Raw genomic sequence first — 13,673 nt, forward strand, 5'->3', positions numbered from 1 at the left:
ATGAATACTCAAGACTCCAAAAGGCGCGTCGCTTTGATCACCGGCGTGACCGGGCAGGACGGCGCGTATTTGGCCGAGTACCTGCTGGCGCTCGGCTATGTCGTGCACGGCATCAAGCGGCGATCGTCCTCGTTCAACACCGCGCGGGTCGATCATCTCTATCAGGACCCGCATGTCGGGGACGTGCCGTTCCTGATGCACTACGGCGACATGACGGATTCGACCAATCTGATCCGCTTGGTGCAGCAGATCAGGCCGACCGAGATCTACAATCTCGCGGCCCAGAGCCACGTCGCCGTCAGCTTCGAGAGCCCGGAATACACCGCCAATGCCGACGCGATCGGCGTGCTGAGGCTCTTGGAGGCGATCCGCATCCTCGGCATGGAGAAGGAGACGCGGTTCTACCAGGCCTCGACCTCCGAGCTCTACGGCCTTGTGCAGGAGATCCCGCAGAAGGAGACCACGCCGTTCTATCCACGCTCGCCCTATGGCGTGGCGAAGCTCTACGGCTACTGGATCACCGTGAACTACCGCGAAGCCTACGGCATGTTCGCGGCCAACGGCATCCTGTTCAACCACGAGAGCCCGATCCGCGGCGAGACCTTCGTCACCCGCAAGATCACCCGCAGCGTCGCCCGCATCGAGGTCGGCCTGGAAAACACGCTCTATCTCGGCAATCTCGAAGCCAAGCGCGACTGGGGCCATGCCAAGGATTATGTCGAGGGCATGCACATGATCCTGCAGGCCGACAAGCCCGACGATTTCGTGCTCGCCACCGGCGAGACGCGCTCGGTGCGTGAGATGGTCGAGCTGTCGTTCGCGCAGGTCGGCCGCCGCATCGAATGGCGCGGCAAGGGCGTCGACGAGACCGGCATCGACACGAAGAGCGGCAAGACGGTCGTGAAGATCGACCCGACCTATTTCCGCCCCACCGAGGTCGATCTTCTCGTCGGCGATGCCAGCAAGGCGCGCGAGGTGCTCGGCTGGAAGCCGAAGCGGACGTTTGCCGAGCTCGTCCAGGAGATGATGGCGAGCGATCTGGCGGACGCAAAACGGGACGCGGCCAGTGGCAAGCGCACCGTTTGAGCTGAAAGGCCGAAGCGTCTACGTCGCCGGCCATCGCGGCATGGTCGGTAGCGCGCTGGTGCGCCGGCTGGCGCAGGAGGACGTCAGGCTCGTGACGGTGGACCGCCGCGAGGTCGATCTCTGCAACCAGGCCGCCGTGTTCGACTGGTTTGCGAGAGTGCGGCCGCAGGTCGTGTTTCTCGCCGCCGCCAAGGTCGGCGGTATTGTCGCCAACAACACGCTGCGCGCCGAGTTCATCTACGAGAACATCGCGATCGCGGCCAACGTGATCCAGGCCGCGCATCAGAGCGGCGCCGAGAAGCTGATGTTTTTGGGCTCGTCCTGCATCTATCCGAAGCTGGCGGCGCAGCCGCTGCGCGAGGACTCGGTGCTGACTGGTCCGCTGGAGCCGACCAACGAGCCTTACGCGATCGCCAAGATCGCCGGCATCAAGATGGCGGAGGCCTATCGCAGTCAGTATGGCAGTGACTTCATCAGTGTGATGCCGACCAACCTCTACGGCCCCGGCGACAATTATCATCCTGAACTCAGCCATGTGGTCGCGGCCCTGATCCGCCGTTTCCACGAGGCGAAGGTTTCGGGTGCCGGGAGCGTCGTGGTCTGGGGCACCGGCACGCCGCGGCGCGAATTCCTCTATGTCGACGACATGGCGGACGCCTGCGTGCACCTGATGAAGACGTATTCCGGCGCGGAACTGATCAACATCGGCACCGGCGAGGACATCACCATCGCAGAATTCGCGCGTGTCGTGGCCGAAATCGTCGGTTACAGCGGCCAGATCTCCTTCGACAGCTCGCGCCCCGACGGCACCCCCGCAAGCTGCTCGACGTCAGCCGCCTCGCAAAGCTCGGCTGGCGCGCGAAGACTTCGCTGGAAGACGGCATGCGCCGCGCCTATGCGGCATACCTCGTGGAGAGCCGGGCCAAAGGGCTTTCACAGCCTCACGCTTGACCGGCGAGGATCACGCTCGCACATGGATACTCCGGCAAGACTAATCATCGCGGCCCAGTTCTATCCGCCCGACCCGACCACGACGGCGATCTATGTCGGCAGGATCGCCGAGAACCTTGCAAAGGATCGGCAGGTTGTCGTGATCACGGCAACACCAGGTTCGCGCGTGGCCGGTGGACCCGGCAAGCCGGAAATCGTCGAACTCAAGAGCTGGAATCCGCGCAAATCGGCAATCGTCCAGCGGGCGGCCGCCATCTGCGTGCTTGCGGCCCAGATGTTCTTCTCGGTCTTGCGGCGGGCAAGGTCTGAAGATATCGTGTTCTGCGTCACGACGCCGTTCACCCTGCCCTACACCGTGCTCCTCGCTGCCAGGCTGCGCGGCGCAAAGAGCATGCTCCTGATCTACGATCTCTATCCGGAAGCGCTCGAGGCGGCCGGCATGGTGCGCTCCAACTCGCTCGCAGTCCGGCTCATCCGTCTTGCCAACACGTTGCTGTTTCGGCGCCTCGATGCGATCATCGTGATTGGACGCGACGTGCCGCCGCTGATCGAGAAATATCGCGGTGTCGTCGCGGAGCAGCTTCGCTTCATTCCGAACTGGGCGCTGATCGCGATTGGCTACCGCAAGATCGATCCTGCCAGCCGCTTCCGCGCGCCGGACCCATCCCGATTCATCGTCGGTTTGTCCGGCAATCTCGGCTTCACGCACGACCCCGTCACGGTCTACGAAGCGGCGCGCTTGCTGCGCGAGGAAACCGGCATCCATTTCATCCTGTCCGGATGGGGCGTCGGCTGGAATGTACTCAACGAGCTCTACGCCCGGGACCGGCTCGATAACGTCACGATCCTGCAGCCAGTGCCCGAAGACGAGCTAATCGAATTTCTGTCGGCCGCCGATCTCTGGGTCATTCCGTATCGCCGGCATATCGCCGGTGTCTCGATCCCAAGCCGCCTCTACAACATCCTCGCAGTGGGCCGGCCGGTGGTCGTCACCTCGGAAGGAAATTCGGAAGGTGCACTCGTGCTCGGCGAAGAGGCGATCGGTTGGGTCGTTCCGCCGGAAAATCCAGCCGAGCTCGCGCGTGCAATTCGCGAGGCCGCGAGTGACCGGCAGGCCACGACGGACAAAGGCGCTCGCGCCGCCGGTATCGCCGAGAAATACCGCGAGGATGTTGCGCTAGCCCGCTATCGCCAGGTCGTCAGCGACGTCGGTGCGGCCACACGCCGCTAAAGCAAATCACTGGCCGAGGCACTCACTGCCACGACGAACACGCTTGTAGATCTCGAAGGCAAGCGGCGGCGTGAACGTATCGAAGCTGCGCTTTGCGGCCGGCTCAAAGCAGACCGCAAGCCCGGTCTTCACCAGCGGCGCGCCAGGCGCCCAGACAAGCCAAGGCGGAAATCTTTCGGGAGCCCGCTGCACGACCAGCCAGTCAAAGTCGTTCGTCATCCAGCGCCTGGCGGTCGAGTCGGTCCAGGCCGACAGATCTTCGAGCTCGCGGATGGTCTGCGCCTGCTGTTCGGGTGTCAGGTCCGGTTTGAGCTGCCTGTAGAACGACGTGAGGCTGAGGCTGACCGGCGGAACCCTGATATTGGCCTCCTCGAGCGCCAATGGAATCCGCGGATCGAGACTGACCAAACCGACCGAGGCACGTGGAGGCAGCGATTGCCCGAACACGGCGCTGACGTCCCTCACCTCCCGCGGCAACGGATCGTCCCACTGCCGGATCGACGGCAACCGGTTGACGCCCGTCAAGCTCCAGGATTGCACCGCCGCCGTGACAATGGCGACGAGGACCGTTGCCGCAGCGAGCCCGCGCACACGCCGCGTAAAGGAAAAGCGCTCGAGGACGCCCTGGAGCGCCAGCCCGCCCGCCAGTGCGCCGAGATAGTCGAAATAATTGGCGTATCCTTGGATGCAAATGGGGCAATAGGATTGGGCGCCAAGATGATGAAACACAAGCAAGCTGCAATAGGCGGCCACGAACAATAGCATCCAGCCCTGATTGGCGATCCGTTTCATGGGTGCAACGATTGCTCCTAACGCCACCCCCGCGATCGGCACTATGTGATGCGCGAGAATCCAGTCCCGCAATATCTCCCGACCGAAGGCGTATACGAGCAGCGCGCGCAGCGTGGGTTGCTGTTCGATAATGATCTGATGACTGAAGCCGAAGGCATTCGGAAACAGCCGCGGCAGAATGCCCGCATTGACCAGCAGGTCCGTCACCAGCGGAACCCACAACGAGATGTAGATGAAGCGACTGCCCCACAACCAGGAGAGCGTCACCCAGACGACGAGGAAGATGGCCGCTGTCACGACATAGACGCGCCAGCGATCGCACCCCGCACGCACCCATACGACCACGAGACTGAGCGCGATGAATGACACCAGATTGATACGCAGCAGATAGGTCATCGTCAGTACGACGCCGAGCGCGATGGCGAGCGGATAACCTGCGCGCCCCTGCATCGACAGCAGGAGGTGCCATGCGAGTAATTGCAGGAAGATGGCGTGACTGAAGGGCGTCGCGCTGTTGAAATAGAAGATGCTGTCTTCCGTCAACGCATAGATGATGACGGCCAGCGCGATCGGCCAGACAGTGCCGCCGAGCCGGCGCAGGAAGGTTGCCAACAGCGCGATATTTGCCGCCGTGAGGAGAAGCGAGAGCACGCGCGAGGTCACGATGTCCGGGCCTGCGAGCCACTGCCACGCACCGAGCCAGTAGAAGAACAGCGGCTGATACCAGGTCGAATCAAGTGCGCTGTAAGGCTTCACCGCGCCGCTGACATACCACCAGGACTTGATGATGTAGCCCGCCTCGTCCGCCCAGGTGCCCTGTCGCGTCACAGCGATAACCGAGAGCACAAGCCACGCAACGATAACGGCCGCGAGGACAATGACGCCCGAGGCAGCAAAGCTGCGGTCACGTCCCAAAGCGTCCATAATGATCCCCCTCTGCACCCATGATCAGACCCCGGCCTGTCTTGCAGCATCGCAGGGGGATTTCAAGCTTACAGCACCATTTGCGCTCAGCTTGCCTGACGGCAGAGCTTGCGGTATCCACCGCTTGCCTTCCGCGCAGGAGAATCTCATGTCGAGCACCGGCCAGACGCTTTACCGACGCGCGCGCAATGTCATGCCCGGTGGAACGCAATTGCTCTCAAAACGGCCGGAAATGTTCCTGCCCGAGCAGTGGCCGACCTACTACAAATCGGCCAAGGGCGCCGAGGTCACCGACCTCGACGGCAAGACCTATCTCGACATGAGCTATTGCGGTATCGGCGCCACCATTCTGGGCTTCGCCGATCCCGACGTCGACGCTGCGGTGAAAACCGCAATCGATATGGGCTCGATGTCGACGCTGAATTGCGCTGAGGATATCGAACTCGCGGAGCTTCTGGTCGAAACGCATCCTTGGGCCGACATGGTGCGCTTTGGCCGCGCCGGCGGCGAGGCGATGGCGATCGCGGTGCGCATCGCTCGTGCGGCGACCGGCCGCGACATGGTAGCGTTCTGCGGCTATCACGGCTGGCACGACTGGTATCTTAGCGCCAATCTCGGTGAGACCACCGCGCTCGACGGCCACCTGCTGCCGGGCCTCGACACGAAGGGAGTGCCGCGCGGCCTCGCTGGGTTGATGCACCCGTTCCACTTCAACAATCTCGAGGAGATCGAGGCAATCGTCGCCGCTCATGGCGAGCGACTCGCCGCGATCGTGATGGAGCCGGTGCGGTCCAGCGAACCCGAGCCGGCCTTCATCAAGGGCGTCCGAGCTCTCGCCGACCGCAGCGGTGCCGCGCTGATCTTCGACGAGGTGACGTCGGGCTTCCGCATCAATTCCGGCGGCGCGCACCTCGCTTATGGCGTCGATCCCGATATCGCCGTGTTCGCCAAGGCCATCGCCAACGGTTTTCCGATGGCTGCCATCGTCGGCCGCGCCTCGGTGATGGACGCAGCACAAGAGACATTCGTCAGTTCGACGGCGTGGACCGAGCGTGTCGGCCCGGTTGCAGCGCTTGCTACATTGCGCAAGCATCGCGAGCAGAATGTCGCCCGCCACCTGATGCGGATCGGAACCCGCATTCAGAAGGGCTGGACCGAGGCATCGCAGGTGACCGGCATGCCACTGCACGTGTCCGGCATCTCGCCGCTCGGCCATTTTGGCTTCGACCTGCCTGACGCCCAGGAGGTGCGCACGCTGTTCACGCAGATGATGCTGGACCGCGGCATCCTTGCCACCGGCTCGTTCTACGCGATGTGGGCGCATACCGACGCCCATGTCGATCGATATCTGGAGACGGTGACGGAAGTATTCCGCGAGTTGCGTACCGCCGTAGACCAGAAGGCCGTCAAGCAGTTGCTGCGCGGCCCCGTCGCGCATTCGGGATTCAAGCGGCTGACGTAACCGCGCACTATCGATCGCGCCTGACGAACAGATCGCCCCCCGCCAGCTCCGACCGCCACAGCGCGAATGTCAACAGCGGCCAGAGCGCATAGGCGTGGTTTGTCGTCTGGCTCGCGTGGCTCTGCCAGAGATCGCGAACCGCATCGGGTTGCAGATACGGCTCGAAGATGCCGCGCGAACGGTCGAACACGTTGTCACAGAGCTGCCTCAGCGGCCCACGCAAGAGTCCGGCGAGCGGATTGTTGAATCCGCGCTTGGGTGCATTCCATATCCGCTCAGAAGCGCCCTTCCCGCGAAGCGCGTTTCTCAGCACGGGCTTGGTCGGCCCCCGCGCCGGCACCACCAGGTCGAGGCTGCAGCTCCCTGAAAATTCCATGATGCGCCGGTCGAGGAAGGGGACGCGGATCTCGACGCTGTTGGCCATGCTCATCGCATCTGTCTTCATCAACAGCCCACTCGGCAGATGGTAGGTCTGATCCGAGATCAGGCATCGGTCGAGCATTGTGGGACCGTCGGCGCGATCGATCGCCGCGCGGTAACCGGCCATCGGGCTGACGTCGATGAGTTCGCGAAGACCGGGTCCATACAACGCAGGAAGCATGAAGTCCGGGATGTATCGCCTCCACTCGGCGTGCGCGTGACGCCCGCCAGCCGCGATGCCGAGCAGGAACCGTGCAAGAAGAGCCGTCGCAGGAAGCCGTTTTTCGTTGGCACCCGATGCCGCATAAAGCAGTTTTCCGACCGCTCCTGCAAAGCCGGCCGGGATCGCAGCGCCCAGTCCGCCGGCAAGACGTGAGGCCCGATACGTCGGATAGCCTCCGAAGAACTCATCGGCGCCGTCCCCCGACAGCGCCACCGTGGAGTTGCGACGGAGCTCTTGCGTCAGCAACAGCAACGGACCGGCGCTTTCGTCCGCGACCTGACCGTCGAAATGATGAACCACGCGCGCCAGCGTATCCGCCGGATGCGGGTCCTCGCTGACCGGGACGATGCGGTGCGGCATCGAGGTCTCTTGCGCGACCAGGGCAGCAATCGCCGTTTCGTCATGCGACTGCTCGGCGAACGATGCCGTCATCAGCGGAAACTTTCCCCGCTTTGCGACGGAGTAAGCGATCAAGGAGCTGTCTATTCCGCCACTCTGCAGAATCCCGACCGGAACGTCGCTAATCAGCTGGTCGTTGACGACTTGCTCGAACAGCGGAAGGAAGCACTCGACGGCATCGTCGAGACTTCGGAAGCTTTGCTTGCGGTGCGGCTGCCAGAAGCGCCGAGATGCCTCGCCGTCCCCGTCGTGAACCACGATCGATCCCGGCTCGACCTGGCGAATATGTCGCATCGTCGTCGCAGCCGGCCCGACATAACCCATCGCGAAAAATCGGTGCAGCCCCTCGCCATCCAGCTCGCGCGGATGTTGCGGGTCGGCCAGAAGTCCCTTGATCTCACTCGCGAAGCGCACGACGCCGCCGATCGCGGAAAAGAACAGCGGCTTGGTGCCGACGGGATCCCGCGCCAGGATCAGGCGTTTGGCCGCTCTGTCCCAGAGGCCGATGGCGAAGATTCCCTCGATGCGGGAGAACAGCTTTTCACCCCAGGCCAGATACCCGGCCGGAAGGATCTCGGTGTCGCAGTGAGAACGAGAGACGAAGCCGAAGTCGCGCGTGAGCTCGGAGCGCAGCTCCGCTTCGTTGTAGATCTCGCCATTGTAGGTGACCGTGATCCGTCCACTTGGATCGCTCATCGGCTGCCGTCCGGCGGCGGTGAGGTCGCGGATCGCAAGCCGCCGATGTCCAAGACCAACGGCGCCGTCGCGCCAGATCTCACCGGCATCCGGCCCCCGGTGCATCATGACGTCGGTCATCCGCGTCAGAATGGCCGGGTCAACATCCCGGCCGTCAAGATTGAAGATGCCGGCGATACCACACATGCGCTCAGGACGGACCGGATTTGGGGAAGCGATGAACGAGACGACGGTGGCGGTCGCGGGCCAAGGACGGCCAGCTAGCGTCACGCGAACGGGCTACCTCTAAGAGCACCCTGCAGCCTTTCCGGGATAGGATACGTACCGAAGCAAGCGAATGCGCCCCGTGTCGATGACCTCGTTTGGTTCACGAGAGCCAAGTTCACCCGCTTCGGTCCCCTTCGGCAACGCAAGTACGACGTTGAATTTGCCGCAAACGCGCTCGACTACCCGGTCCACCTCGGAAAAATTCGCGGCGTGGTGAATCAGCTTGTTCGACGCGCCGATCTCCTTGGTGATCGGGAGAGCTTCGAGCACCGGCGACACTACGACGTCCTCGTATCTGGTGTTACGTCCGATATCCTCCCACATCAGCAGATGTTCGCGATTGATCCGCCCCAGAAAATGAAAGGGCGCGCGGAAAGTATCTGCCGAACACAGGAATGAGACCAGAGCAAGAGCCAGGCCCGCAGTCGCCTGGACCCCTTGCGTTCCGACACAGCTACTGCTCGAGAAGACTGTCTGAGGAGCGTAAAAATAGCGATCGGCACGATTGCAAAGGGAACGACGCCCAGGGCAAGCACCGCCTTGGTGATGGCCCAGCGATGAATGAACGTATGCTGATAAAGCACGAGCATATGTACGTAGAATGGAACTGTGACCAGCACCAGGACCGACACGGTTGCAAAAGTGGCACGCCGATCGGTCTGATCGCGCGCCCGGAGCAATGCGATCACCAGCAATGCCAAAGCGATCAGCACCGATCCAGCGATCCACGGGAACGCCCATGGCCACAGAAAGTCACGATGCATCTCGACAAAAGCAGCGCCAAATCCGCTGATATGACTTTCGTCGGTCAAGTTCATCCGCTCCATGATCTTTCCGATCAATTCACGGATCGACGCTGAGACTCCGTAGCTTGCGGCTACCGACCCTGGGGCAAAGAAACGCCAGCAGAGGTAAATGGCAAAGGCCGAGACCGGCAGCAGCGACAGGCCAGCCAAGCGCCGGAAGGTAATGCGCGGCCCGACCCCAAGAAATCCCGCAGCCAGGCGCGTCAGCATCCAAAACGCAAACAAGGTGTACGAAAGCCAGTCGACCAGAAAAGCACCGTATATCGTCGCGAACTGAGCGATCGTAATGATCTGCCGTTTACGCGGCGAACGCGCTCGATAGAACAGGACCTCGAGCAAAATGAAAAACGCGGTGTAGATCAGGACAACCGTCACGACATCGTAGACTTGCGAGAATATGTAGATCAACCCGCTCGACAGCAAAATCGGAAACGAGACGGCAAGCGCAATGATCCCGCTGCTGAGCTTGCTCAGCCGATTCAGCAGAGCGAGATTGAAGCCGATGAATGCCGCCGCGAGCGCGATCAGGCCCTGCAGCGTGGCATTGATCCAGTTGACCATGGTGACGCTTGGCTCGACGCCCAGTATCTTTGCCACCAGATAGATCGGCACGAAGGCGCCGGACGGCCAGGACTCGTAGAGCGTGCGCGCCGCCAGCGTCGGCGTTTCGATGGAACGGGGCGCCCGCGGCGTAGAGAACCACATCTTGAAGGGATTTTCATCCCACCACATCAGGGCCCACATCTTCGCCTCGGGGGTAATGCCATCGGCATCGAATACCGGCACCTGATCCATGTAGGCGAGCCGCAGCCGCACCGTGTAGAGCCAGACCGCCAAGACACCGAAAGCGACAGCCCACGCTGCGCAAAGCCTAAACTTCATTCCCCCCCAAAAAAGTCCCAAACAGGTTCTGGTTGTCTTTCAGACTCCGCAAAGATATGCAATAAGGGCGATCATAAGGCAACTTGCCACTTTAAAGGGTAGAGACGGTCGAAATTGACGGCACTCGCAAACCACAGTCCGGATAGTTCCCGCCAGAAGCAGCACTATACGGCAATCCACGATGCTTACGAGGCACACTACTACGACGTGTCGTCGATGAAATATCGTGCGCGCTTCATGTATAATTGGCTGTTCGACGGTCTTGACCTGAACAACAAGTCGATCGCCGATCTGGCATGTGGAAGCGGCCACAACTCGCTCGCTATCATCGAACGGTATCACAGCGTCAAAACCGTCGGCTTCGACATCTCGACGCCGGCATGCGAGTCCTATACCCGGACCACACAGAACACCGCGCATGTCATCGATCTGACGAAGCCGGCCCACATTTCCGAGCAATTTGACGGCGCCATCATCATAGGTGGGCTCCACCACTGTGTTGCGGACCTCCGCCAGACACTTCGGAACGTCGCTAATCTGGTGAAACCCGGCGGTGACCTCCTGATGATGGAGCCCAGCGCCGATTTTGCGCTGAACGTCGTCCGCAACAAGTGGTATGCATCTGACAGGTACTTCGACGCTCCGACTGAAGAAGCTCTATCGCACGACGCCATTCTGAAGCAGGCATCTCCGTATTTCGAGGGCGAAGCCGTGCGTTATTTTGGCGGATTGGCCTATTTTCTCATCCTCAACAGCCTCATCATGCGCGTGCCGCTCGGCATCAAGCCGATCCTCTGGCCCCTCGTGAAGCCGTTCGAAGTTGCGTTCAGCAACATTCCACTGCCCAGCATGTATCCGTGTTTCCTAGCGAAGTGGAAGCGAACCGCCGTGCCGGTCTCCTGATGGGCACCATGCCTGCGCACGAACAGGGATCAGACACGCACGGATTGGCGCCCACATTTTCGAGCGCCATCGGAGACGCGCACAACTACATGAACTGGATCATCGGGACGATGCGGCCCTATCTCGGCCGTGACGTCCTTGAGGTCGGCATCGGCCATGGCAGCTACTACGAAATTCTCGGGAAACCCGGCCGGTATCGTGGCGTCGACATTGACCCCGAGAATGTCGCGAATTCCAGAGGCCGATACCCTGGCGGTGATTTCGCGATCGCTGACATCTGCTCGGAAGAATTTCGCGCGCGCTTCGCGCCCGGCAGCGTCGACACCGTCGTCTGCTGCAACGTCATCGAACATATCGAAGACGACAATCGCGCCGTTGCCAACATGGCCAACGCCTTGTCGCCGGGCGGTCATTTGCTGCTGCTGGTGCCGGCGTTGCAGCAGCTTTACGGCGACCTGGACCGGCTCGCGGGTCACCATCGCCGATACAACAAGGCGCTGATGCTCAAGGCCTGCGCGGGAGCGCCGATCGAGATCCTCGAATTGCGTTATTTCAATCCGATTGGAGGTCTCGCCTGGTGGATCAACACTTTCGCGAAGCACGAGACCCTGGACGACTCGGCGGTCAACATCCAGATCCGCATCTTCGACAAATATATCCTTCCGATCTCCAGGCTCGTTGACCCCCTGACACGAAGCTTCTTCGGCCAGTCCCTGATCTGCGTGGCCCGCCGATCATGATTTCCGTCGTCATTCCGGCCCTCAACGAGGAAAGAGGCATCAGCGAGACGGTCAAGAACATCGCCGCCGTGCTGACGACGGCCAACCTGATCCCGTTCGAGATCATCGTGGTCGACGACGGATCCAAGGATGCGACAGGAAGGCTCGCAAGCGAAGCCGGAGCAAAGGTTCTCCGCCACCCGCACAATGTCGGCTATGGCCGTTCGCTCAAGAAGGGCATCGAGGCGGCAAGTCATGACATGATCGCAATTTGCGATGCCGACAGCACCTACCCTGCTGCGGCGATTCCAGACCTCGTCCGCCTCTACCAGGACGGCTTCGACATGGCCGTCGGCGAGCGGCATGGCCCCCACTACCGGCAATCCGCGCTCAAGATGCCGTTGCGTGCGCTACTGCGCTTCCTGGTGGAGTGGACTGCCGGCCGTCGCATTCCGGACATCAATTCCGGCCTGCGCGTTTTCGGCCGCACCACCGCGATGGAATATTTTCCTCATCTGTGCGACACGTTCAGCTTCACGACGTCCATGACGCTCGCGTACATGATGACGAGGCGCTTTGTCACTTATCACAAAATCGACTATTTCGAACGAACTGGCAGCAGCAAGGTCCGCCTGTTCAGGGACTCCCTGAAGACGCTGCAGTACATCGTCGAAGCGATCGTTTACTACAATCCGTTGAAAATCTTCCTGCTCACCAGCCTGATCTGCATCGCAGTAGCGACGGCCATGATGCTGGTGTCCCTTTCGTTCTCGATCGTGACGGGGATCATGCTTTCGATCGGGACCGCGATGGTTTCGGTGATCATGCTTGGCATCGGCATGCTCGCGGTGTTGCTCAAGCAGATCATGGACAAGGCCTGACAGGGCTGCGCGGGCTAGACTAAAGCGGGATGGCATTAGGTTCGATAGCCTGAATTTTTGAGGTAGTTGGCGCATTCTTCGGAGGTGAAGGCATCGAGAGCCTGACCGATTGCGGCGCAGACGGTGTCGACGGTTCGAGCTGCAGCTTTGCGAATCAGGTGCTTGAGTTTGGCAAAGACCTGCTCGATCGGGTTCAGATCGGGCGAGTATTTCGGCAGGAAGAACAACTTGGCGCCGACCGAGCGGATGAGCTGGCGCACGGCTTTGCTTTTGTGGCTTCCGAGATTGTCCAGAACGACGATATCGCCAGGTCTTAGAGTGGGCAGAAGAACCTTCTCGACATAGGTGCGAAAGCTCACGCCATCGATCGGCCCCTCGATGAACCATGGCGCATCGATCCGATCATGGCGCAAGGCAGCCAGGAAGGTCATGGTCCTCCAGCGGCCGTGAGGAACCTTGGTATGAAGTCTGCGCCCGCGCGGCGCCCATCCCCGCAAAGGGGCCATATCAGTTCTGGTCCAGGTCTCGTCGATAAAGACCAGCCGTTCAGCTTCGACGCGACCTTGATATTTTGTCCACTGGGCCCGCCGCCGCGCTACGTCGGGACGATCGCGTTCGCCAGCCGCCACGCTTTTTTGAAGCTGAGCTTCTCGGCATGCACGAAGTCCCACACCGAGTGATAGTCGACCTTCAGACCGCGCCCGGCAAGCTCGGCAACGAGGCCGCGTATGGTGAAGTCACCGTCTTTGATCCGTTGCGACACCCAGACCGCATGCTCGCCCGAGATCGCCTTTGGCTTGTAGCCACCGATCTGGCTGGGCTCAACGCTACCGGTCTTCTCGACCCGCTGCATCCAGCCGATCGCCGTGCTGATCGCGACCCCAAACTGTCTGGCTGCCTGATTGCGGGACATCCCGCCTTCGATGGCGGCCACGACACGCTTGCGAAGATCCAGCGAATAAGGCTTGCCCATCCATGCTGGCCTCCACTCCAGCCAGCATGGTGAATCAGAAATGCACTGATTTGGGAAT

General features: G+C 61.3%; 11 protein-coding genes and 1 pseudogene. 7 read left to right on the forward strand and 5 right to left on the reverse strand.

The genetic code is table 11. From position 1 onward, the window contains the following. The 3 genes and pseudogenes from gmd (at window position 1) to ACQ86E_RS03415 (ending at window position 3,268) form a co-directional block, all read left to right on the forward strand. Window positions 1–1,086, forward strand: a complete 1,086-nt coding sequence (gmd, locus tag ACQ86E_RS03405) for a GDP-mannose 4,6-dehydratase (RefSeq protein ID WP_431204189.1) — start codon at window positions 1–3, stop codon at window positions 1,084–1,086. Next, window positions 1,067–2,037: pseudogene (gene fcl, locus ACQ86E_RS03410) on the forward strand (GDP-L-fucose synthase). The gene gmd and the pseudogene fcl overlap by 20 nt, the downstream one beginning before the upstream one ends. 439 nt (window positions 2,038–2,476) lie before the next feature. Continuing rightward, entirely contained in the window at window positions 2,477–3,268 is a 792-nt protein-coding gene (locus tag ACQ86E_RS03415; RefSeq protein WP_431206385.1) for a glycosyltransferase family 4 protein, read from the forward strand. A gap of 6 nt (window positions 3,269–3,274) precedes the next feature. Here ACQ86E_RS03415 and ACQ86E_RS03420 read toward each other — a convergent pair whose 3' ends face one another. Continuing rightward, the gene (locus ACQ86E_RS03420) at window positions 3,275–4,984 is read right to left on the reverse strand and encodes a hypothetical protein (RefSeq protein WP_431204190.1); all 1,710 of its coding nucleotides are present in this window, start codon (window positions 4,982–4,984) and stop codon (window positions 3,275–3,277) included. A gap of 148 nt (window positions 4,985–5,132) precedes the next feature. Here ACQ86E_RS03420 and ACQ86E_RS03425 point away from each other — a divergent pair, with 148 nt between their 5' ends. Then, window positions 5,133–6,446 (forward strand): aminotransferase class III-fold pyridoxal phosphate-dependent enzyme, encoded by a 1,314-nt coding sequence (locus ACQ86E_RS03425; RefSeq protein ID WP_431204191.1) that lies wholly within the window; start codon window positions 5,133–5,135, stop codon window positions 6,444–6,446. Between the two features lie 7 nt (window positions 6,447–6,453). Here ACQ86E_RS03425 and asnB read toward each other — a convergent pair whose 3' ends face one another. The 3 genes from asnB to ACQ86E_RS03440 all read right to left on the reverse strand — a co-directional run bounded on the left by asnB (window position 6,454) and on the right by ACQ86E_RS03440 (window position 10,094). Continuing rightward, on the reverse strand, window positions 6,454–8,370 hold the full coding sequence (gene asnB, locus ACQ86E_RS03430; protein WP_431204192.1) for an asparagine synthase (glutamine-hydrolyzing): 1,917 nt from the start codon (window positions 8,368–8,370) through the stop codon (window positions 6,454–6,456). A gap of 99 nt (window positions 8,371–8,469) precedes the next feature. Beyond that, window positions 8,470–8,775: a hypothetical protein gene (locus tag ACQ86E_RS03435; protein ID WP_431204193.1), complete on the reverse strand. Its 306-nt coding sequence runs from the start codon at window positions 8,773–8,775 to the stop codon at window positions 8,470–8,472. Beyond that, the gene (locus ACQ86E_RS03440; protein WP_431204194.1) at window positions 8,775–10,094 is read right to left on the reverse strand and encodes a hypothetical protein; all 1,320 of its coding nucleotides are present in this window, start codon (window positions 10,092–10,094) and stop codon (window positions 8,775–8,777) included. Before ACQ86E_RS03440 ends, ACQ86E_RS03435 begins: the two co-directional genes overlap by 1 nt. Before the next feature lie 159 nt (window positions 10,095–10,253). On the opposite strand from ACQ86E_RS03440, the gene ACQ86E_RS03445 reads away from it, so the two are divergent. From ACQ86E_RS03445 to ACQ86E_RS03455, 3 genes are read left to right on the forward strand one after another with little or no spacing between them, the layout of a single operon-like run. Further along, on the forward strand, window positions 10,254–11,042 hold the full coding sequence (locus ACQ86E_RS03445; protein WP_431204195.1) for a class I SAM-dependent methyltransferase: 789 nt from the start codon (window positions 10,254–10,256) through the stop codon (window positions 11,040–11,042). A gap of 44 nt (window positions 11,043–11,086) precedes the next feature. Then, window positions 11,087–11,782: a class I SAM-dependent methyltransferase gene (locus tag ACQ86E_RS03450; RefSeq protein WP_431204196.1), complete on the forward strand. Its 696-nt coding sequence runs from the start codon at window positions 11,087–11,089 to the stop codon at window positions 11,780–11,782. Further along, window positions 11,779–12,642 (forward strand): glycosyltransferase family 2 protein, encoded by an 864-nt coding sequence (locus ACQ86E_RS03455; RefSeq protein WP_431204197.1) that lies wholly within the window; start codon window positions 11,779–11,781, stop codon window positions 12,640–12,642. Before ACQ86E_RS03450 ends, ACQ86E_RS03455 begins: the two co-directional genes overlap by 4 nt. 35 nt (window positions 12,643–12,677) lie before the next feature. Here ACQ86E_RS03455 and ACQ86E_RS03460 read toward each other — a convergent pair. Continuing rightward, window positions 12,678–13,615 (reverse strand): IS630 family transposase gene (locus ACQ86E_RS03460; RefSeq protein WP_431204198.1). Its coding sequence is split into 2 segments (ribosomal slippage): window positions 12,678–13,273 and window positions 13,273–13,615, totalling 939 coding nucleotides; the frame shifts between segments, so codons are not numbered across the junction. Window positions 13,616–13,673 lie beyond the last annotated feature (58 nt).

Origin of the sequence: Bradyrhizobium betae, from assembly GCF_050632175.1 — a bacterium.
Taxonomy (GTDB): Bacteria; Pseudomonadota; Alphaproteobacteria; order Rhizobiales; family Xanthobacteraceae; genus Bradyrhizobium; species Bradyrhizobium betae_B.

Coding starts and splice junctions, on each gene's coding strand:
- gmd (WP_431204189.1), top strand. CDS start 1: ATGAATACTCAAGACTCCAAAAGGCGCGTCGCTTTGATCACCGGCGTG.
- ACQ86E_RS03415 (WP_431206385.1), top strand. CDS start 2,477: ATGGTGCGCTCCAACTCGCTCGCAGTCCGGCTCATCCGTCTTGCCAAC.
- ACQ86E_RS03420 (WP_431204190.1), bottom strand. CDS start 4,984: ATGGACGCTTTGGGACGTGACCGCAGCTTTGCTGCCTCGGGCGTCATT.
- ACQ86E_RS03425 (WP_431204191.1), top strand. CDS start 5,133: ATGTCGAGCACCGGCCAGACGCTTTACCGACGCGCGCGCAATGTCATG.
- asnB (WP_431204192.1), bottom strand. CDS start 8,370: ATGTGTGGTATCGCCGGCATCTTCAATCTTGACGGCCGGGATGTTGAC.
- ACQ86E_RS03435 (WP_431204193.1), bottom strand. CDS start 8,775: ATGTGGGAGGATATCGGACGTAACACCAGATACGAGGACGTCGTAGTG.
- ACQ86E_RS03455 (WP_431204197.1), top strand. CDS start 11,779: ATGATTTCCGTCGTCATTCCGGCCCTCAACGAGGAAAGAGGCATCAGC.